The sequence below is a fragment of the Actinoplanes siamensis genome, assembly GCF_016862395.1.
GTDB classification, from domain to species: domain Bacteria; phylum Actinomycetota; class Actinomycetes; order Mycobacteriales; family Micromonosporaceae; genus Actinoplanes; species Actinoplanes siamensis.
Genome location: NZ_BOMW01000006.1, coordinates 325,021 through 342,101, shown reverse-complemented (window position 1 = coordinate 342,101; position 17,081 = coordinate 325,021). Strand labels below are relative to the sequence as shown.

Genomic DNA, 17,081 nt, shown 5'->3' with positions numbered 1-17,081 from the left:
CCGGAACGCCACGCCGGCCCAGCCGGTGACGGCCACGCCGGTGCCGATCGCGGGTGAGAGCGCGGACCAGGCTCGGTCCGGCCGGTCTCGCCGCGGCCACGAAGACGAACAGCGTCGCCACCCCGCCCAGCGCGGCCGGCCGCCGTCGGCCGCGGCGGCGCGCACGAGCATCCAGCCCGCGAGGGCGCCGGCGGCGACACCGACCAGCTGGCCGGGGCGGCGACCGGCGTCGACGACGGGCGGAGCGCGCGACACCTTTGCATGTGTCGACGCTTACCGGCTGGTGCCGGGAGCGCGTCAGGGCACCTTGTCGAAGGTGGACGGGACCGACAGGGCGCTCCACCGGGAGACCGGCCAGTAGATCGCGAAGGCCCGCCCGGCGATCCGCCCCACCGGTACGGTGCCCTGGTCGGAGTCCAGGTGCGCCCGGGAGTCCGCCGAGTCCGACCGGTGGTCGCCCATCACGAAGATCCGCCCGTCCGGGACCGTCACATCGAACTTGTCGTCGGACGGCGTGTCGCCCGGGAACAGGTAGTTCTCGTCGAGCGCCTGACCGTTCACGGTCAGCCGGTTCTGCGGGTCGCAGCAGATCACGTGATCGCCGCCCACGCCGATGATGCGCTTGATGTACTCCTGCTCGCCGGGCCCGGCCCCCCACGACGCCGGCGGCTCGAAGACCACCACCTCGCCGCGGTGCGGGTCCCGGAACCGGTAGAGCACCTTGTTCACCAGCACCTTGTCATTGAGCAGCAGAGTGTTCTCCATCGACCCGGACGGGATGTAGAACGTCTGCAGCAGGTACGCCCGCACGCCGGCGGCGACGACCACCCCCACCACGATGAGGACCAGGAGCTCGAAGCCCTTGGAACGGTAAAAGGGACGACCAGTGATCTTGTCCTCGGACACGGCCGGAGCGTACATCAATCGTCACAGCCCGGCAGGAAACAGCGGGAGGGAATAGCTCTGCGGGACGCGGAGCGGAAGGCCGGGGCCGACCGCGGGACAGCGGAGCGGCGACCCGGGGCGACCGCGCGGAGCGCAGCGGCGACCCCGGGACAGCCGCGGGCGACCGTGCTGGATCAGGTGAGCTCGACCGACGCGCTGAGCGGGCCGTCGGCCGCCGAGACGCTCACCTCCCGGATCGCCCCGGCCGCCAGCACGTCCCGGCCGACCAGCTCGAAGGCCTCCGCCGGACCGCTCAGCACCAGACGCGCCACCTCGCTGCGCATCGACTGCCTCGCCTCCGACTTGGCCTTGCGGACCAGCCCCAGCACGGTGCCGGCCAGCGTCAGCAGGCCGTCCGGGAGGGTCGGGTCCAACGCCGGCGCGAACTCGCCCGCCGCCGGCCACGGGGCCCGGTGCACCGAGCCCTCCCGCCACCAGGACCAGGCTTCCTCGGTGACGAACGGGAGCATCGGCGCGAACAACCGCAGCAGCGTGTGCAGGGCGATCGCCAGCGCGGCGTGCGCGGACCGGGTGGCCGGGTCGGCCGCGTCCCGGTACGCCCGCTCCTTGACCAGCTCCAGGTAGTCCGCCCCAGCCGCCTGCTCGACTGGGCGAAGAACAAGAGGCTGGGCTTCGTCCGGTTGTGGTGGGTGAACCGGGACACCGGCGCCTGCGGCAACGGCACGATGGCCCGGACCGCAGCGGCATCGCGCAGACCACCTACCAGTTCACCGGCCAGTTCCACGATTTCGCGGATTGACGCGGCCGGCACGCGCGCGCCAATCGCGCGTGCCGGCCGCGGACGACCCGCGGCGCCTCGCCGACCACGCCGCCCCGGGCGCGCTTCCCACCCGTAGTCGCGCCAGGCGTGGCGTGGTCAGCCCCGGATGACCTCGATGTCGTACGCGCGCATCCACGCGTCGATCTCCAGCAGGGGCAGCACCAGGTGCGCCGCATTGACATGCGTCATGGTGCGGTTGCCGGACCCGATCAGCGTGTGCACGCGGTCGGCGTCGACGAGCCCGTACAACGGCGAGGTCTCGTCGACGACGAGCTTGTTCACCGCGTTCAGCACCGTGGCGTCGTGCGCGGGATCGTGCATCGCCGGATAGGCGCTCTTCCTCCGCCGCAGGATCTCCGCCGGCACGAGGTCGCCGACGGCCATCCGCAGCAGGCTCTTCTCCCGGCCGTCCGCGTTCTTCATCGACCACGGGGTGTTCCACACGTACTGGAGCAGACGATGGTCGCAGAACGGGACACGCACCTCCAAGCCAGAGGCCATGCTCAGCCGATCCTTACGCTCCAGCAACACCGCCAGCGGACCCTGCAGACTCAGGTACAGAGCCTCTCGCCGGCGCGCCTGCGCCGGATCCTCGCCCGGCAGGCGGGGGACGGCCGCACGAAGCTGCGCGTAGTGGTCGCGTTCCACGTCGCCGGGACGAATCCGCTTGATCACGTCGGCGGACAGGCAGTCCCACAACCGGGGGGCGTTGCCCAGCCACGGGAAGGTGTCCGCGTTCAGCGCCGCGGCGTCGTGGAACCACGGGTATCCGCCGAAGACCTCATCGGCCGCCTCACCGGAGAGCAGGACACGAGCGTCGCTTCTCTCCCGCACGCCGGCGAAGAGCAGGTACATCGAGGCGTCGAACTGTCCGCTGATCGGCGCGTCCATGGCCTGCATCGCGCGCGAGCGCGCCGCCGCGACGGCCGGGGCCGACAGCGCGATCGTGGAATGGCGCGTGCCGATCCGCTCGGCGGCGAGCGACGCGTAGGGCGCGTCCCGTTCCGGGCGCAGGACGGTCGGGCGGAACGTCGCCGCGTCCTCGGGGAAGTCGACCGAGAAGGTGGAGAGCGGGCCCGCGCCGGCGGCCTCGACGGCTCGCGCGGCGATCGCGGTGGTCGCCGTGGAGTCCAGGCCGCCGGAGAGCAGCGTGGCGATCGGCACGTCCGCGACCAGCTGCTGGTGGACCACCTCGTGCAGCAGCGCCCGTACATTGGTCACGGTCGTGGGCAGGTCGTCCGGGTGCGGGTCGGTGGTCAGCCGCCAGTAGGCCGACTGCCGCAGACCGGCACGAGTCACCGTGAGCACATGTCCCGGTTTCACCTCGTGCAGGCCGCGTACCGGCGTCTGCCCCGGCAGGGCGAGCCGCCGGTTGAGCAGAACCGGCAGCATCGACTCGTCGACAGCCGGACGGAACTCCGGATTGGCGAAGATGCCCTTCGGCTCGGAGGCGAAGAGCACGCCGTGCGGAGTCGGCGCGTAGTAGAGCGGCTTGATGCCGAGCCGGTCCCGGACGAGGACCAACTCCTGCTTCCGCGCGTCCCACACGGCGAACGCGAACATGCCGATCAGGCGTTCGGCGCAGGCCGCTCCCCATTCGCGATACGCGTGCAGCACCACCTCGGTGTCGGATCGCTCGGTGAAGACGTGTCCGCGCCCCTGCAGCTCGGTTCGCAACTCTTTGTAGTTGTAGACCTCGCCGCTGTAGACGAGAACGGTGGCGCCGTCCGTCGCCACCATCGGCTGGTGACCACCGACGAGGTCGATGATCGCCAGCCGGCGATGTCCCAGGGCGACGTGCCGGTCCAGCCATACGCCGTGATCATCCGGACCACGCAGCCGCATGGTTTCGGTCATCGCCTCAATGACGTCGCCGTGGTCACTCAGATCGCGAGAGAAGTCCAGCCAACCAACGATTCCGCACATGTGTCATCTCCCCGTAGGTAACGCGGTCTCGGGCCGGGTGAGTCGCTTCGCCCGGCGCATGGGCGTGCTCAGTGACGGGATGAGGCAGAGGCTGGTGACCAGCACCGCGGTGACCATCGCGGCACGCAGGCCGAAGTGGTCACCGATGAGCCCGGCGACGACCGCGCCCACCGGCATGACGCCCCAGGTGACGAACCGGTGAACCGCGGTGGCCCGGGTGGACATGTCGTCCGGGGTGACGATGTGGCGGATGGTCAGCGCGTTCGTCTTGAAGGCGCCGGAGCCCATGCCGTACAGGAAAGTGCCGACGCTGATCATCACGGCCGCGTAGCGGTCGAAGGAGCTGACCACGATCACCAGTCCCGCGACGATCGGGAAACTCGCTATCCCGAGGGTGGGCCCGATGCCGAATCGCCGGGTGAGCCACCGGGCAAGCAGGGTGCCTACCGGGAAACCGGCGCCGCCCAGGCCGGTCGCGAGGCCCAGGACCGCCGGCGGCAGGTGAAGATATTGCACCGCGAAGATCGTGATCATCGCCATGTACATCGCGATGCCCAGGTTGTACACCAGGCCGGATGCCATGATCAGGCGCAGTAACGGCTGCCTGAGCACGAACCGGATCCCGTCGGCCACCTCCCGGAGAACCGGTTGACGATCGGCCACCGGGACCGGAGCGTCGTGATGCCGGATCATCAGCAGCGTGCTCATGCTGACCAGGAAGCTGGTGGCGTCGGCCAGCATGGCCCGCACCGCGCCGGTCAGCCCGACCAGGAAGCCGGCCAGTCCCGGCCCCAGCAGCAACGCCATCGACTCGGAGAAGGTGAGTTTGGTGTTGGCCGAGTGCAGGCCGTCGCTGTCCGCGATCAGCAGCGGCGCGAACGACTGATAGGCGATCTGGAAGAAGACGCTGCAGACGCCGGTCACCAAAGCCACCACCAGCAGCTGGGCGTAGGTCAGCACGCCGGCGAAGCCGGCCAGCGGCACGGAGAGCACGGCCAGACCGCGGACGGCGTCCGCGCACACCATCGACCGGCGCAGGCCGAACCGGGCCACCCAGACTCCGGCGGGCAGACCGATCAACAGGTACGGCAGTGTCACGGCCGCCGCCAGCACGCCCACCTGGAACGCGCTGGCGCCCAGTGCCTGCGTCGCCGCCAACGGCAGCGCGAGGAGCAGAATCTGGTCACCGAGGAGGCTGACGCTCTGACCTCCCCACAGCCATTGAAAATCTCGCCAGCCCCTGGTGGCGGGCCGGGTCCGGCTGTCGGCTGAGGCACTCATCGAGTGGTGTCTCCCAACAGGCACCCCAGCATGGCGCCGGACTTGACGGTGACCGCGCCGGGCCCGGTCGCCGTGTCGAACCGCATCAGACAGCCGGTCGGCACCCCGCCCACGCAGAACGGGCTGATCACCGGGTTCGCGATGACGATGTCCGTCCGCCCGGACTCGTCCAGCATGACGGGCACGGGTCGCCGGACCGGTGTGACGAGTTCCTGCGCCACGTAGTACTCCGAGCCGACCGCGGCCTCCACGAGCTGCGCCCACTCCTCGGGCTCGGTGCTCGCGCCGAAGAACACCTCCCGCGACGACAGGCCGGCCGCACCCTTGAGCACGAAATGCTCGCGCTGCTCGACGAGCAGCCGCGGCAGTTCGTACGCGTCTCCCCGCCAGCTCACCAGCCGGTCACCCAGCACCCGGCTCCACGGCACGAAGCGCTGGACCAGGTCCCGGTCTTCCCGGGACATCCACGGCAGGCCCTCGGACATCCAGGCGAGCACCTTCTTCGAGTCCACCAGCCGAGTGCTCTCCGACGGCGCCGTGCGCAAGCCGTCCTTGATCGCCGTGAGCATGGGGGTGACGTCCCAGCCGAGCTGCGCCGCCTCGTCCTCACAGAACTGGATGATGCCGAGCCGGTCGCCGGGGCGGATCTCGTCGAGCAAACCCGGCAACTCGGCGAACCGGGCCGGCACACCGTGCTCGCCGAGCAACCTGATCTGAGTGTCGTTCACGGCGCCACCCATGCCGGGATCGTGCATGGTGCCGATCAGCAGCGCACCGACCGGCAGGCTCAGTTCCGCGCAGTACCGCTTGATCAGCTTGGCGAGCAGGCCGAAGAGATCCTCACCGTCGAGCGGTGGCAGGCCGGCCTCCAGGCGGACGCTCCGCCAGGCACGGCGCTGTTGCTCGAACTGCACCACGCCACCGATCCCGGCGCCCACGTTCAGCTCGATGAACCGTGGGCCGTCAGCCCCGATGACCACGTCGGCGCGGACCACGTCACCGGCGTGCCGTAGCTCGAATTCCTCGTCCGGACTCGTCCGCCGGTATTCGGACGGGTCGACCCGCAGCGCGGCCATCCGACCCGCCTGGTCCGGCGCCAGCCTGCGCACCACCTCGCAGGACAGCTCGGTCAGGCGCCGGGTGGCGGCCAGGAGCGCCCGGTACGCCTTCGAAGGCAGCACCATCGGCTCCGCCGCGGTGGGGAAGCGCCCCATCGGGATGTCCGCCAGGTGTCCGGCGAGGATCTCGGCCACCCGGGTCGGCGGCAGTCCGGTGATCGTCATGCGACGGTGCTCCTTAGTCGTTCTCGCGACACGGGCGCCAGGAATTCGTCGAGGTTGATCTGACGCGCTTCACGCACTCCCGGCGAATGCGAGGGATAGTCCAGCCGCGCGGGCCGTTCGCCGTCGTAGAAGTAGACAGCGTCCAGCTGACCTCCGCTCTCGGTCAGAAACGGGTTGGCCACCAGGAAGTCGCGCACCGCCGGGCGGTCCTGACGGACCTGCAACCACAGCCGCTTGCCGCCGAAGTGGTTCGGTGGCAGGACGACACGCGTGCCGGTGAGTCGTTTCGCCTGGTAGGTTCCCTTGCTCAGAAACGGCTCGGTGCCCTGATAGTCGATCTGCCGTACGCCGTTGGCCGCAGCCCACTCGATCAGCAGGAAGTTCATCGCCTTCATCGCACCGGTTGCGTAATGTTCCTCGGCCCCGTCGCGGACACCGGGCAGCCGCAGGGTCAACACGTTCGTCGTGGCGTCCCAGTGACACAGCTGCCCGGCGATCGGTTCCCCGTCCTTCGAGAGCACGAAGAGGTGGCCGGTGCGGAACATGCACTCGTAGGCCGCTTCCTTGGACTCGACGCGCTCGCGGGCGCCGTGCCGGTTACGCATGGTAGCCCGGTAATAGTCGTCGTAAAAGCGGTCGAACCACTCGATGTCGCGCACCATCTCGCCGGTCCATCGGAACTTGCGGGAGTTCTTGCGGAAGCTGCGCCTCTCGTCCTTGGATATCCGGCCGAGCACCGTTTCCAGATCGTCGTCGAGATCCAGCACGAAGTGCACTCGTATCGGCAGCACCAGCGACGCCGACCTGGGCAGGCGATGTGCCCGAGCGGCGCTGGTGCCGACGATCGTGATGTCGGCGTCCGGCAACCGGTTCACCACCGAGAGGTCCCGGCCTCGCAGCTGCGAGCGTTCACGCACAGCGGTCCGCTGTTCGTCCGCGCCCCGGCGCTGCTCGGTGAAGTCCAAGGTGTACGCGAGGCCTTCCGGAAGGCCCGAGTACGAGATCGACATGCCGCCGACCTCCGAGCGCACGGCCGGCAGCCTCGCCCAATCCCTGCTGTCCCACTCGACCCGGGCCCGGGCCACGAGCGCTCGTCCACTGTTGCGCCACTGGTACCCGGCGTGCAGACGCAACCTGCGCAGCGGAGAGACACGGGCCGGCGCCATCGTATTCGTCACTGATCTTGCTCGCTTCTTCTCAGTACGCCCTGATCGCTCCCACCGGACACCGGCTCGCCGCCTCGTGCACCGGGTCGTCGAACGCGGCGTCCGGCCGATCGTCCAGGAGAACGACCTTGCCGGCCAGATCGTCCTGGTCGAAGACTTCCGGCACGGTCATCGCGCACTGGCCGGAGCCGATGCACCGCTCACTGTCGATCTCGATGCGCACCAGTCGACTCCCCTCCCTCACCAGGTGACCATCAGCTCGTGAACGCCGTAGACGCTGACATTCGTCTTCAACGGCACCTCCTCCGGCGGCACGGCCAGTGCCAGACCGGGGAAACGCCGGAAGATCGCCGGGAGCGCCACCCGCATCTCCATGCGTACCAGATTCTGCCCCAGGCATTGATGGATCCCGTAGCCGAACGCCATGTGCCCAGCGGTCTTGCGCTCGAAGTCCAACCGGTCCGGGTCGGCGAACCAGCTTGGATCACGGTTCGCCGCCGGCAACGAGATCGTGATGGATTCCCCCGCTCGCAGCAGGTGACCCTCGAACTCCACGTCCTGCAGCGGAGTGCGCGGGACACCGAAGTGGAAGATCGTCAGGTAGCGGAGCAGCTCTTCCACCGCGTTGTCGATCAACCCGGGATCCGACCGCAGCCGCTCGAGGTGGTCCGGGTGCGACAGCAGGGTGAACGTGCTCAAACCCAGTGATCCCGCCGTGGACTCGTGGCCGGCGGTCAGCAGCAGCACCCCGATGCCGGCGATCTCCTCGGCGTCGAGCGTGCCGTCCGCCGCGAGCATGCTGAGCAGGCCGGCGGAGTTGCCGTCACGTTCCTTCGCGAGCTCGCGCATCAGCCCGTACAACTCGTCCATCGCCCTGGAGGCCTCCTCCGCGCTGGCCTCCAGGCTGAACAGCGTCGCGCTGTTGCGCTGGAACGCCGCCCGGTCACGGTAGGGCACGCCCAGCAGCTCGCAGATCGCCAGCGACGGCACGGGCAGCGCGAACAACGACACCAGGTCGGCCGGCTTTCCGTGCTCGGCCATCGCGGTGAGCTGGTCGTCCACGATCCGCTCCAGCAGCGGGCGCATGTCCTTCATCCGCCTGGCGGTGAACTTCCCGGCCAGTTGCAGCCGCAGCCGGGTGTGCTCGGGCGCGTCCATGTCGACCAGCCAGCCGGGCAGCGCCGGTGCGCCGAAGAAGGGGTCGGCGCTCGGCCGGGCCACCGGCGCCCGCTTGAACTCGGAGCGGGCGCTGAACCGCTGGTCGGACAGCATCTTGCGGGCCAGGCTGTGGCTGGTGACCAGCCACCCGACGTGTCCGTCCGGGTACACCATCCGGCGGATCGGATCGTGTTCCCGGTACTCGGCCAGCTCGACCGGCGGGTCGAACGGGGTGGGTCGTGCCGTGGGCAGCGGTTCCGTTGTCATATCCCCACTTCTTCCGTCAGGAACTCGGCGAGACGCCGGACTCCGGCATCGATCGCGTCAATGTCCAGATAGCTGCACGACAGCCGCAACTGCCGCTCACCGCCGCCGTCGAGATAGAACGGCGACATGGGCGTCCAGAGCACGCCGTACTTGCCGGCGGACCGCTCGAGCAGGTCCTCGTCCACCGGAACCGGCAGATGCATCCGCACGAAGAAACCGCCCTCGGGCCGGTTCCACCTGATCCGGCCGGAGCCGGCCGGGCCGAGGCTCGCGTCCAGCGCCCGGACGAGGTGACTCAGATTGCGCTGGTAGAGCGCCGACTTGTGTCTCGCGATCGCGCTCAAGGACCGCCCGTGCTCCAGCAGCATGCCCGCGATCACGCCCTGGCACAGTGGTGACGTGTTGACCGTGACCATCGTCTTGATCATGGCCAAGTCCTCGGCCAGGAGCCGGCCGCCCGCACCCACCGACTGATCCGCGACCACATAGCCGACCCGGGCGCCGGGGAAACACACCTTGGCGAACGTGCCGATGTGGATCACTCGACCCGCGGTGTCCAGCGCCTTGAGCGTCGGCAGTTCGGTGGCCGCGGTGAACGCGTAGGCACCGTCCTCCAGGACGTGGAAGTCCTCGCGTTCGGCCAGCGCCAGCAGTTCTAGGCGGGCGGCCACGGTCATCCGGCTGCCGCCCGGATTCGAGAAGTCCGGTGCGACGTAGCAGGCCCGCAGCCGTCCGCCGGCCTTCCGGGCCGTTCGGCAGGCGGCCGCCAGCGCCTCGAGGTCGATGCCGGACTCGGTCTCGCCTATCGCGACCCGGGTGATGTCCAGCAACCGGGCGGCCCCGGTCATCCCGACGAAGCACGGGTTCGCCACGGCGAGCACGTCCCCGGTGGACCGGAACAGTGCCCGCAGCACGAGCAGCATGGCCTCCTGCGCCCCCACGGTGATGACGATCCCGCGCGGATCGGCTTTGATCCCCTGGTCACGGTGCAGGGCCTCACCCACGAGGTCGTTGATGAGCCCCTGGGCCGGTCCGTACTCGTGGAGCATCCGCCATGCCTGCTCCGGGCTGCGGCCGTCAGCGCGCAGATGGTCCAGGAAGCGATCGAGGAAGCGCTGGGCGTCGATGTCGGCGAGGTAACTCGGGTGCGGCGCGCCCGGCGCGAACGAGATGGCGTCCGGGTACCGGCTCATCACCTCGTTGAGGAAGCCGAGCGAGCCCAGCAGAGGATCGGACAGCGACGGATGCAGGGACTCCCGGACGAGCACGCCGCTCACCGCCTTGCCTCCGACCGCTGCCACCGCTGTTCCACCTTGGCCAGGACGTCGTCGCTGTACGCCCGCACCGGCTGGACCCGGGCGAACTCGGCCAGATACTCCCGGAACACCTCCAGCGGCTCCTCCGCCAGCGTGAGCATGCGCCGGTTGGCGGCCACGGCGGGCGCGCCCAGTTCCCGTACGGCGCGGTCGATGGCGTCACGCATCTGGTCGGGCGCGACGACCTCGTCGCAGACCAGCCGCCCTTCCGGGGTCGCCGCGTCGAGCTTGCGCCCGCCGAGGATCACCTGCCTGGCCAGCCGCGCCCCGGTGAGCCGGGTGAGCCGGAGGTTGCCCAGCCCGGGCACGATGCCCTCCTCGGCCGCCGGCAGGCTGATGTACGCGCCCTCCTCGGCGATGACCCGGTCCAGCACGAGCAGCAGCTGCATGCCGCCGCCGATCGCGAACGAGTCCACGGCGCCGACCCACGGTTTCGCAACCGCGCGATCCGCCCAGGTACGCGCCGCGGGGTCCACGACCAGACCCCGGAACAGCTTGTGTACGTAGCCCAGTTCCCGGCCCATCAGGAACTCGACGAACGGGATGGCGCCGTTGCGCAGCTCCTTGAGGTTGATGCCGGCGCTGAACACCCGCCGGCCCCGGTACCGGGGGTGCTCCACCTCGCCGCCGCGCAGCACGCCGACGCGTACCTGATCGTCGAGCAGGGCCAGGTCGACCGCCGTCTCCAGATCACTGATCAGCCGGGCGTCCTCGGCGTTGAGGCAGTGCGCGTTGCGGAAGGTCAGCTCCGCCGCCCCGTTCCGGCGCTCGATCAGCACCGTGCCGAGGTCGGTCACGCCGGTGTGCCGGAATTCGGCGAGCAGCTGACGCGCCCGCCGAGTGGGGGTGAGCATCGTGTCGATCAGGTGCGTCCCGGCGGTGACCGAACCGAGCACCGCCGAGCAGAAGATGCCCTGGTCGATCTCCCGGCCTTCGCGGTCCGCCTGCCGTCGCCGCTGCTCGTCGGCCATCTGAACGTCGGACGGTGTCAGACCCGGGTACCGTTCGGCCGCGGCGGACACCAGCTCGGGCAGCCGCAGGCGACTGGTCCGGCCGTCGGTGAGTGTGTCGTACACGACGTCCACGTGCTGGGCGAGGAATTCCCGGCGAGCCCTGCGGCACGCGTCCAGCATCCCCTCGGCGATGCGCTGCTCCGCCGAGTCGCGTTCCGATTTCGGGGGCAGCACGGCCAGCGTGTCGTCGCCGGCACGGCAGAAGTCCGCCAGTGTCCGGGTGTCCTCCGCCAGCGCGCCGGTGAAGCGGAGGGCGGTCGCGTCCCCCGCCACCACCGCGGTCACGATTCGGCCGCGACGGTCAGCCGCCGCAGTTCCCGGTCGCAGGCGGCCAGGTGCACGCCCAGAGCGTCGTCGTACTCGGCGGCGGACGCTTCGAGCAGCAGCTGCCGGCGAACCGCGAGCTCCTTGTCGGACACCCGCCCCATCAGGACCACCGCGGTCTGCACGGCGTGGTCGAGATCCTCGCTCACCTGGTCGACCAGGCCGAGTTCGGAGGCCTTCGTCACGGAGATGTCCATGCCCCAGATCACGATCTGCCGGGCCCGCGCCACGCCGAGGTTCTGCACCAGCCGGTACACCGACATGCCGGGCCAGAAATGCCCGTCGTTCACCGGCAACACCAGCACCAGGTCAGGCGTGCCGATGCGGAAGTCGGCCGCCAGCAGGAGGTCCAACGCGGGACCGCCGCACGGGCCACTGGCGACGGCGACGTTCGCCGCCGGCAGCCGCTCCAGCCGGCGGACCGCCCGCTCCCACCGGTTGACGTCGCGGATGGTCACCTCACCCGGCCATCCTGGTCCCTGCACGTGCCCGCCGTCGAACTGCAGCACCACCACGGTCCGCCCGTCGCGCCTCTCGACTTCGTCGCAGACCGCGTTCACCGAAGCGGTGAGTTCGGGGAGCGGTCGCGTCCCATCGACGGCCAGCATGATTCCGAGCCCGTTGGACACATCCGTCAGATCGAGATTCGCGCTCATAGTGGCGTTTCCCCTCCCGTCACCAGGCCACCAGGGCCATTTCGATAGTTGAGCCGGGTCCCATCGTCATGAGGACGCCGTAATCGCCGGGTTCCGCCCGCCGCTCGGCCAGCAGACGCTGGTAGGAAAAGAGGAAGGAACCGCTCGACAGGTTCCCGTGGTCCCGCAGAACGCCGGTCGTGTGCCGGACGTCGTGCCGGGAGAGCCCCAGATTCGCCCGTACCGAATCGACTACCTTCTTACCGCCGGAATGAATGACCCAGTGCGATATGTCGGTGCGGCGCAACTGGCTTCCGTCGAGCAGTTTCTCCAGAGCGAGCCCGGCGTGCGCGCCGACCACGTACGGGACGTCCTGATCGAGATAGAAACTGAACTTCCCCTGGTCGTCGTCCCAGTCGTAACGCATCGCGTCGACCGCCTCGGGAATGATGCAGCTCGCGAAGCGAAGCAACCGGGGACCGGCGGGCGCGTCACCGCCCGACATGACGGCCACCGCCGCCGCGCCGTCGCCGAAGAGACTGTTGACCACCGACGAACGCATGGTGCCGTCGAAGACGTACGCCGCCGAGCAGGCCTCGATGCAGATCATCAGGGCCAGCTCGCCAGGCCGCGACGCGGCCCATCCCGAGACCGCGGTGAGGGCGTTCAGCCCGGCGTTGCAGCCCATGCCCACCACGTCCAGGCGTGAGCAGTGCACGCTGATACCGAGTTCCTTGATGAGCAGAGCGGAGAAGCCGGGCGTGATGAATCCGGTCGACGAGACACAGCAGAGATAGCGGACGTCGGACAGCGTGGCGCCGGCGTCCGCGAGGCACGCCTCGGCGGCACGCCGCCCCATGGCCAAGCCATTGGTGACGTGTTTGCGCAGCAGAGCGCCCTGGCTTTCGGTTTGCCGTATCCCGTCGGCGTCCAACGGCGGCAGGCTCAGACCCCGCCTTTCGATGGCGCTGTTGAGGAAGACGGACCTGATTCGTGGATCCGTGATTTTGAACTCGTCGAGCAGTTCACGCTGGCTGTACGAGGTCGTCGGCACCGCGGTGCCGACACCCCTGATACGAGGCGCGTGAACCCGTTCCTGCATGGCCAAGGGCACAGTTTTGTTCCTCCCCGCGAAGTCGATTCCGGCTAGACTTCCTGCCGTGTCGGACGTAGTGCGTTACACAAAGGACGGTCACGTCGCCGTGGTGACTCTCGACCGGCCACAAGTTCTCAACGCGATGAACCTGAGGATGCACGAGGAGCTGGCCCGCGTCTGGGACGATGTCCAGGCCGACGATGACGTCTGGGTTGCCGTGCTGACCGGCGCCGGTGACAAGGCGTTCTCCGTCGGCCAAGATTTGAAGGAGCTGGCGGAGCGCGTGCGGGCCGGTGTCGCCGGCACCGCCACCTTCGGCAGCCGCGGCAAACCCGGCTGGCCCCGGCTGACCGAGCGGTTCGATCTGACCAAGCCGGTGGTCGCCAAGGTTCGGGGCTACGCGATGGGCGGTGGGTTCGAGCTCGCGCTCGCCTGCGACATCATCGTCGCGTCGGAGGATGCCACCTTCGCGCTGCCCGAGGCGAAACTCGGTCTCATGGCCGGCGCGGGCGGCGTCTTCCGGCTGAGCAAGCAGCTGCCGTGGCGCACCGCGATGGGGCACCTGCTCACCGGCCGGCCGATGACCGCCCGCCGCGCCTTCGAACTGGGCCTGGTCAACGAGGTGGTTCCGGCCGCGGAGCTGGACACGTGCGTCGACGGGTGGGTGTCCGACATTCTGCGCTGCGCTCCGCTCTCCGTGCGGGCCATCAAGGAGGCCGCGACGAAGTCGGTCACCATGCCGCTGGAGACCGCCTTCTCCACTCGGTTCCCGGCGGAGGAGCAACGGATGCACAGCCGGGACGCCGTCGAGGGCCCGCTCGCCTTCGTCGACAAGAGGCAGCCGCGTTGGGAGGCTCGCTGACCGGTTCATCAGCCGAGGTAGTCTTCCGGGCCGCCGGCGCGGACGGTGTCCAGCGTGAAGCAGTGGAAGCCGCCACCGAACAGCCGCCGGTGACGGTGCCGGACCGGCACCACGGTGAAGCCGTGACGCTCCAAGGTGCGCACGAGCTCCGGGCAGGCCTCGTTGACAAGAACCGTTTCGGGATCGACGGACAGCACGTTGAGGTCGATGAACGGGCTGGTGAGAATCAGATCGTCGTCGTCGTACCGGGGAAAGTTGTCGCTCTCCGGCTCCGGGGCGACGATGTGGTCCCACCGCCGCAACGGCTCGGGCAGCCGGTCCATCACCTCGGCCGAGCGCACCAGCAGCATGCCTGGCCGCAGGGCCAGCACCATGCTGTCGATGTGGCTGTCGCTGAGCTGGTGCACCCGGTGGACGCGGAACCTTCCCTCCAGGTGACGTTCCAGCCAGTCGCAGGCGAGCGCATGGTTCGCCGTGGAGATGTTGGCGACGATGTCCCGGCCGAGCCGGAGGCACTGGGCTCCGTCGAACATCAGCTCGTAGCCCACGTCGTACGGTGAGGGCTGCGCGTCCTCGATCGGCTCGGTGGGGCCGCCCGCCGTGCCGCTCCGCACGTAGGACAGGTCGAACGAGGCGTCGGTCATCAGCGGCCGCGGCATGACGGTCCAGCGCGCTCCGCGGCGGAAGTACTCCGCGAAGATCGGCTTCAGCAGCTGGGTCTCGAAGTATCGCGAGCGGATCATGGGCGGCGTCTCGATGATCTCGTCACCGAGAATGAGCGTGTTGTCCCGCACGTTGAGCGGCGGCACCACGGTGGCCGACCAGGCCGGCGTCGTCACCTCGACGGTGGACGGGTCGAGGGTCACCGGCCGGTGGACCGTCACGGACAGCGACTCCAGCGCTTCGGCGATCCCCTCGAGATCTTCACATAGTTCGGCGATGTAACGCTGCTTGATCGGCACTCGTCCGGCGTCGCGTAGTGGTGCGGCGGCATCCCGGGCCGACAACCGAGGGTAGTACCACTCGGTTCGAAACGACCGGTTCTCACGGATGTTGTCATGGAAGAACAAGTCGAATGACAGCTCGCGCTCGTGCGACACGTAATTCTCGGCGGATCCGACGACGACTTCCCTCAACGCCGACCACTCATCATAACTGTTGAGCTGCACAAACTCCCCTGTCGCCACATCGTACGGCCTGCCGGCGGGGCCCCTGAACTGCGGGAACGTTCCGATCGCAAACGCGGATGAACGCGAAGATTGCCCCGTTAGGCCGTTACATCTTGACCATACCCCGAAGTGCGCTGTCAAGACCGTAAGACATTAATGGTTATGAATGGCTAATGCGGTTCGCCCTGACCTGGCGCAACGTCGATTACCGGTCTGAGCGCGGCGACTGCGACATGCGAGGCAGTGCAATCCCGTCAGCATTCTTCCAGATCTCGAGGGTGGCGATGTCCCCTCTGCGGCGAGCCGGCCCGAGCGGCGCCCGTCGCCCCGGCGCCCGTCGCGACCGCCGGCATATTAGCTGGTGAGAGCAGGTGCGGAGGCGATAGACCGGCCGCTTTTCAGCGATCCTCGCGCTTGCCGTCCAGTGCGCCGCGACCATGCGGCCGACCTGCGAAATCACGCCGACGAGGCATCATTGTTTGCCGTATCAATGACCGGCACTGTGATATGGGTCACATTCATGTTTATTGACACTCCAGGACCCTGCGATAGAGTTCCAAGCGTTCGCCGCCGCAACGGTTCACAATGAACCAAGCCGATGTGTACGGTTGGTCGAACGGAGTGTTAACGGGGGATTAACGGGGCTTTCGCTGTTTATCGCAGCCCCGCTCGGGCGGTTGGGGCCCAAACAATGATGATCCTGGCGCCGCTGGCGTTTCCCGTTCCGGGAGTCCCCCTTTCCAGATCCTGTCCAGGATTGTTGCTGCCTTCAGTAGGGAATCGGTAGGGGTAATGCGCGACGCAGACCAGGACGATGCCGTCTATGACCGCTTTCTATTCTTGATGAACGCCCCCGCGTTGTTCAACGCGGTGGCCACGTCGGCCGAGCTACGGATCTTCCGATTTCTTGCCGACCACGACGAGGCCACGTTCGATCAGATCCAGGAGTTCACCGACCTGCCGCGCCATCAATTGCGGGTGCTGCTGCAGGCGGTCTGCGCGACCGGCCTCCTCGTCAGGCGGGACGGCCGATACGCCAACTCCGCGACCGCGCTGGAGCTTCTCGCGTCGGACGACGACGACAGCTGGGCTCACATCATCATCGGCTGGAAAGAGGTCTACTACCCGGCTTTCGGGCAGATGACCAAGGCTCTCCGGGCGGGCACCAACACCGCGCTGGACGCGTATCCCGGCGACGAGCCGACTCTCTACCAGCGGCTCTCCCGGAATCCCGAACTCGAGGCGGTCTTTCACCGCGCGATGAGCGCCTTCACCCTTCGCTCGGTGGACGCGCTCGTCCACCGGCCCGAGTTCGCGGACGTCCGCCATCTGCTCGACGTCGGCGGCGGGGACGGCACGACGTCCATCCGGCTTGCCGCACGCCATCCCGAACTGAAGTCGACGGTCTTCGACATCCCCAGCGTGTCGAAGCTCGCCGGTGGCAAGACCACGTCCCTCGCCGACCGCGTCGACCTGTTGCCCGGCAACATGTTCACCGACGAATTCCCGCTCGGTCCCGACGCTGTTCTCTTCAGCCACGTGCTGGAGATCTTCTCCGGCGACCAGATCCTGGCGATGTTGCGGAAGGCGTACGACGTGCTCCCGGCCGGCGGCCGTGTGTTCCTCTACGGCTACAACGTGTCGGACGACGAGACCAGCGGGATCTTCTCGGCACGTCTCGGCCTCTACTTCAACGTGCTGGCCAGCGGGCAGGGCATGGCGTATCCGGCTAGCGACTACGAACGCTGGCTCGGGCAGGCGGGATTCCGCGACGTGACGACCGTCCGCGATCTGCCCTTCGAGCACGGCCTCAGCATGGGCACGAAATAGCACACCACCAGCGCGGAATCGTCGAAAGG

Annotated in this window: 14 protein-coding genes and 1 pseudogene; 2 read left to right on the top strand and 13 right to left on the bottom strand. The window is 68.6% G+C overall.

The annotated features are described in order from the left end of the window. Window positions 1-297 precede the first annotated feature (297 nt). The 12 genes and pseudogenes from lepB to dpgA form a co-directional block, all read right to left on the bottom strand. On the bottom strand, window positions 298-921 hold the full coding sequence (gene lepB, locus Asi03nite_RS03300) for a signal peptidase I (RefSeq protein WP_203676853.1): 624 nt from the start codon (window positions 919-921) through the stop codon (window positions 298-300). A gap of 158 nt (window positions 922-1,079) precedes the next feature. Then, window positions 1,080-1,532 (bottom strand): annotated as a pseudogene (locus tag Asi03nite_RS03295) (class I tRNA ligase family protein); the annotation flags it as partial. 290 nt (window positions 1,533-1,822) lie between these two features. Then, window positions 1,823-3,652 (bottom strand): asparagine synthase (glutamine-hydrolyzing), encoded by a 1,830-nt coding sequence (asnB, locus tag Asi03nite_RS03290; RefSeq protein WP_203676852.1) that lies wholly within the window; start codon window positions 3,650-3,652, stop codon window positions 1,823-1,825. 3 nt (window positions 3,653-3,655) lie between these two features. Further along, on the bottom strand, window positions 3,656-4,933 hold the full coding sequence (locus Asi03nite_RS03285) for an MFS transporter (RefSeq protein WP_203676851.1): 1,278 nt from the start codon (window positions 4,931-4,933) through the stop codon (window positions 3,656-3,658). After that, window positions 4,930-6,216 carry a hypothetical protein gene (locus Asi03nite_RS03280; protein WP_203676850.1) on the bottom strand — a complete coding sequence of 429 codons (1,287 nt, stop codon included), beginning with the start codon at window positions 6,214-6,216 and terminating at the stop codon, window positions 4,930-4,932. Before Asi03nite_RS03280 ends, Asi03nite_RS03285 begins: the two co-directional genes overlap by 4 nt. Next, window positions 6,213-7,247, bottom strand: a complete 1,035-nt coding sequence (locus Asi03nite_RS03275; protein ID WP_203676849.1) for a GNAT family N-acetyltransferase — start codon at window positions 7,245-7,247, stop codon at window positions 6,213-6,215. Before Asi03nite_RS03275 ends, Asi03nite_RS03280 begins: the two co-directional genes overlap by 4 nt. 166 nt (window positions 7,248-7,413) lie before the next feature. Further along, window positions 7,414-7,605: a ferredoxin gene (locus Asi03nite_RS03270; protein WP_239102333.1), complete on the bottom strand. Its 192-nt coding sequence runs from the start codon at window positions 7,603-7,605 to the stop codon at window positions 7,414-7,416. A 17-nt stretch (window positions 7,606-7,622) separates the two neighbouring features. Continuing rightward, window positions 7,623-8,807: a cytochrome P450 gene (locus Asi03nite_RS03265; RefSeq protein WP_203676848.1), complete on the bottom strand. Its 1,185-nt coding sequence runs from the start codon at window positions 8,805-8,807 to the stop codon at window positions 7,623-7,625. Then, window positions 8,804-10,108, bottom strand: coding sequence for an aminotransferase-like domain-containing protein (locus Asi03nite_RS03260; protein ID WP_239102332.1), 1,305 nt, complete (start codon window positions 10,106-10,108; stop codon window positions 8,804-8,806). The genes Asi03nite_RS03265 and Asi03nite_RS03260 overlap by 4 nt, the downstream gene beginning before the upstream one ends. Then, the gene (dpgC, locus tag Asi03nite_RS03255) at window positions 10,081-11,421 is read right to left on the bottom strand and encodes a (3,5-dihydroxyphenyl)acetyl-CoA 1,2-dioxygenase DpgC (protein ID WP_203676847.1); all 1,341 of its coding nucleotides are present in this window, start codon (window positions 11,419-11,421) and stop codon (window positions 10,081-10,083) included. The genes Asi03nite_RS03260 and dpgC overlap by 28 nt, the downstream gene beginning before the upstream one ends. After that, the gene (dpgB, locus tag Asi03nite_RS03250) at window positions 11,418-12,116 is read right to left on the bottom strand and encodes an enoyl-CoA-hydratase DpgB (RefSeq protein WP_203676846.1); all 699 of its coding nucleotides are present in this window, start codon (window positions 12,114-12,116) and stop codon (window positions 11,418-11,420) included. Before dpgB ends, dpgC begins: the two co-directional genes overlap by 4 nt. 19 nt (window positions 12,117-12,135) lie before the next feature. Beyond that, entirely contained in the window at window positions 12,136-13,197 is a 1,062-nt protein-coding gene (dpgA, locus tag Asi03nite_RS03245; RefSeq protein ID WP_239102352.1) for a 3,5-dihydroxyphenylacetyl-CoA synthase DpgA, read from the bottom strand. 58 nt (window positions 13,198-13,255) lie between these two features. On the opposite strand from dpgA, the gene dpgD reads away from it, so the two are divergent. Beyond that, window positions 13,256-14,053 (top strand): enoyl-CoA-hydratase DpgD, encoded by a 798-nt coding sequence (gene dpgD, locus Asi03nite_RS03240; protein WP_203676844.1) that lies wholly within the window; start codon window positions 13,256-13,258, stop codon window positions 14,051-14,053. 8 nt (window positions 14,054-14,061) lie between these two features. On the opposite strand, the gene Asi03nite_RS03235 is transcribed toward dpgD, so the two are convergent. Next, entirely contained in the window at window positions 14,062-15,222 is a 1,161-nt protein-coding gene (locus Asi03nite_RS03235) for a glycine amidinotransferase (protein ID WP_203676903.1), read from the bottom strand. Window positions 15,223-16,065: 843 nt separating this feature from the next. On the opposite strand from Asi03nite_RS03235, the gene Asi03nite_RS03230 reads away from it, so the two are divergent. After that, a complete protein-coding gene (locus Asi03nite_RS03230; RefSeq protein WP_203676843.1) occupies window positions 16,066-17,052 on the top strand; it encodes a methyltransferase in 987 nt (328 codons plus the stop codon). The last annotated feature ends 29 nt before the right edge of the window (window positions 17,053-17,081 follow it).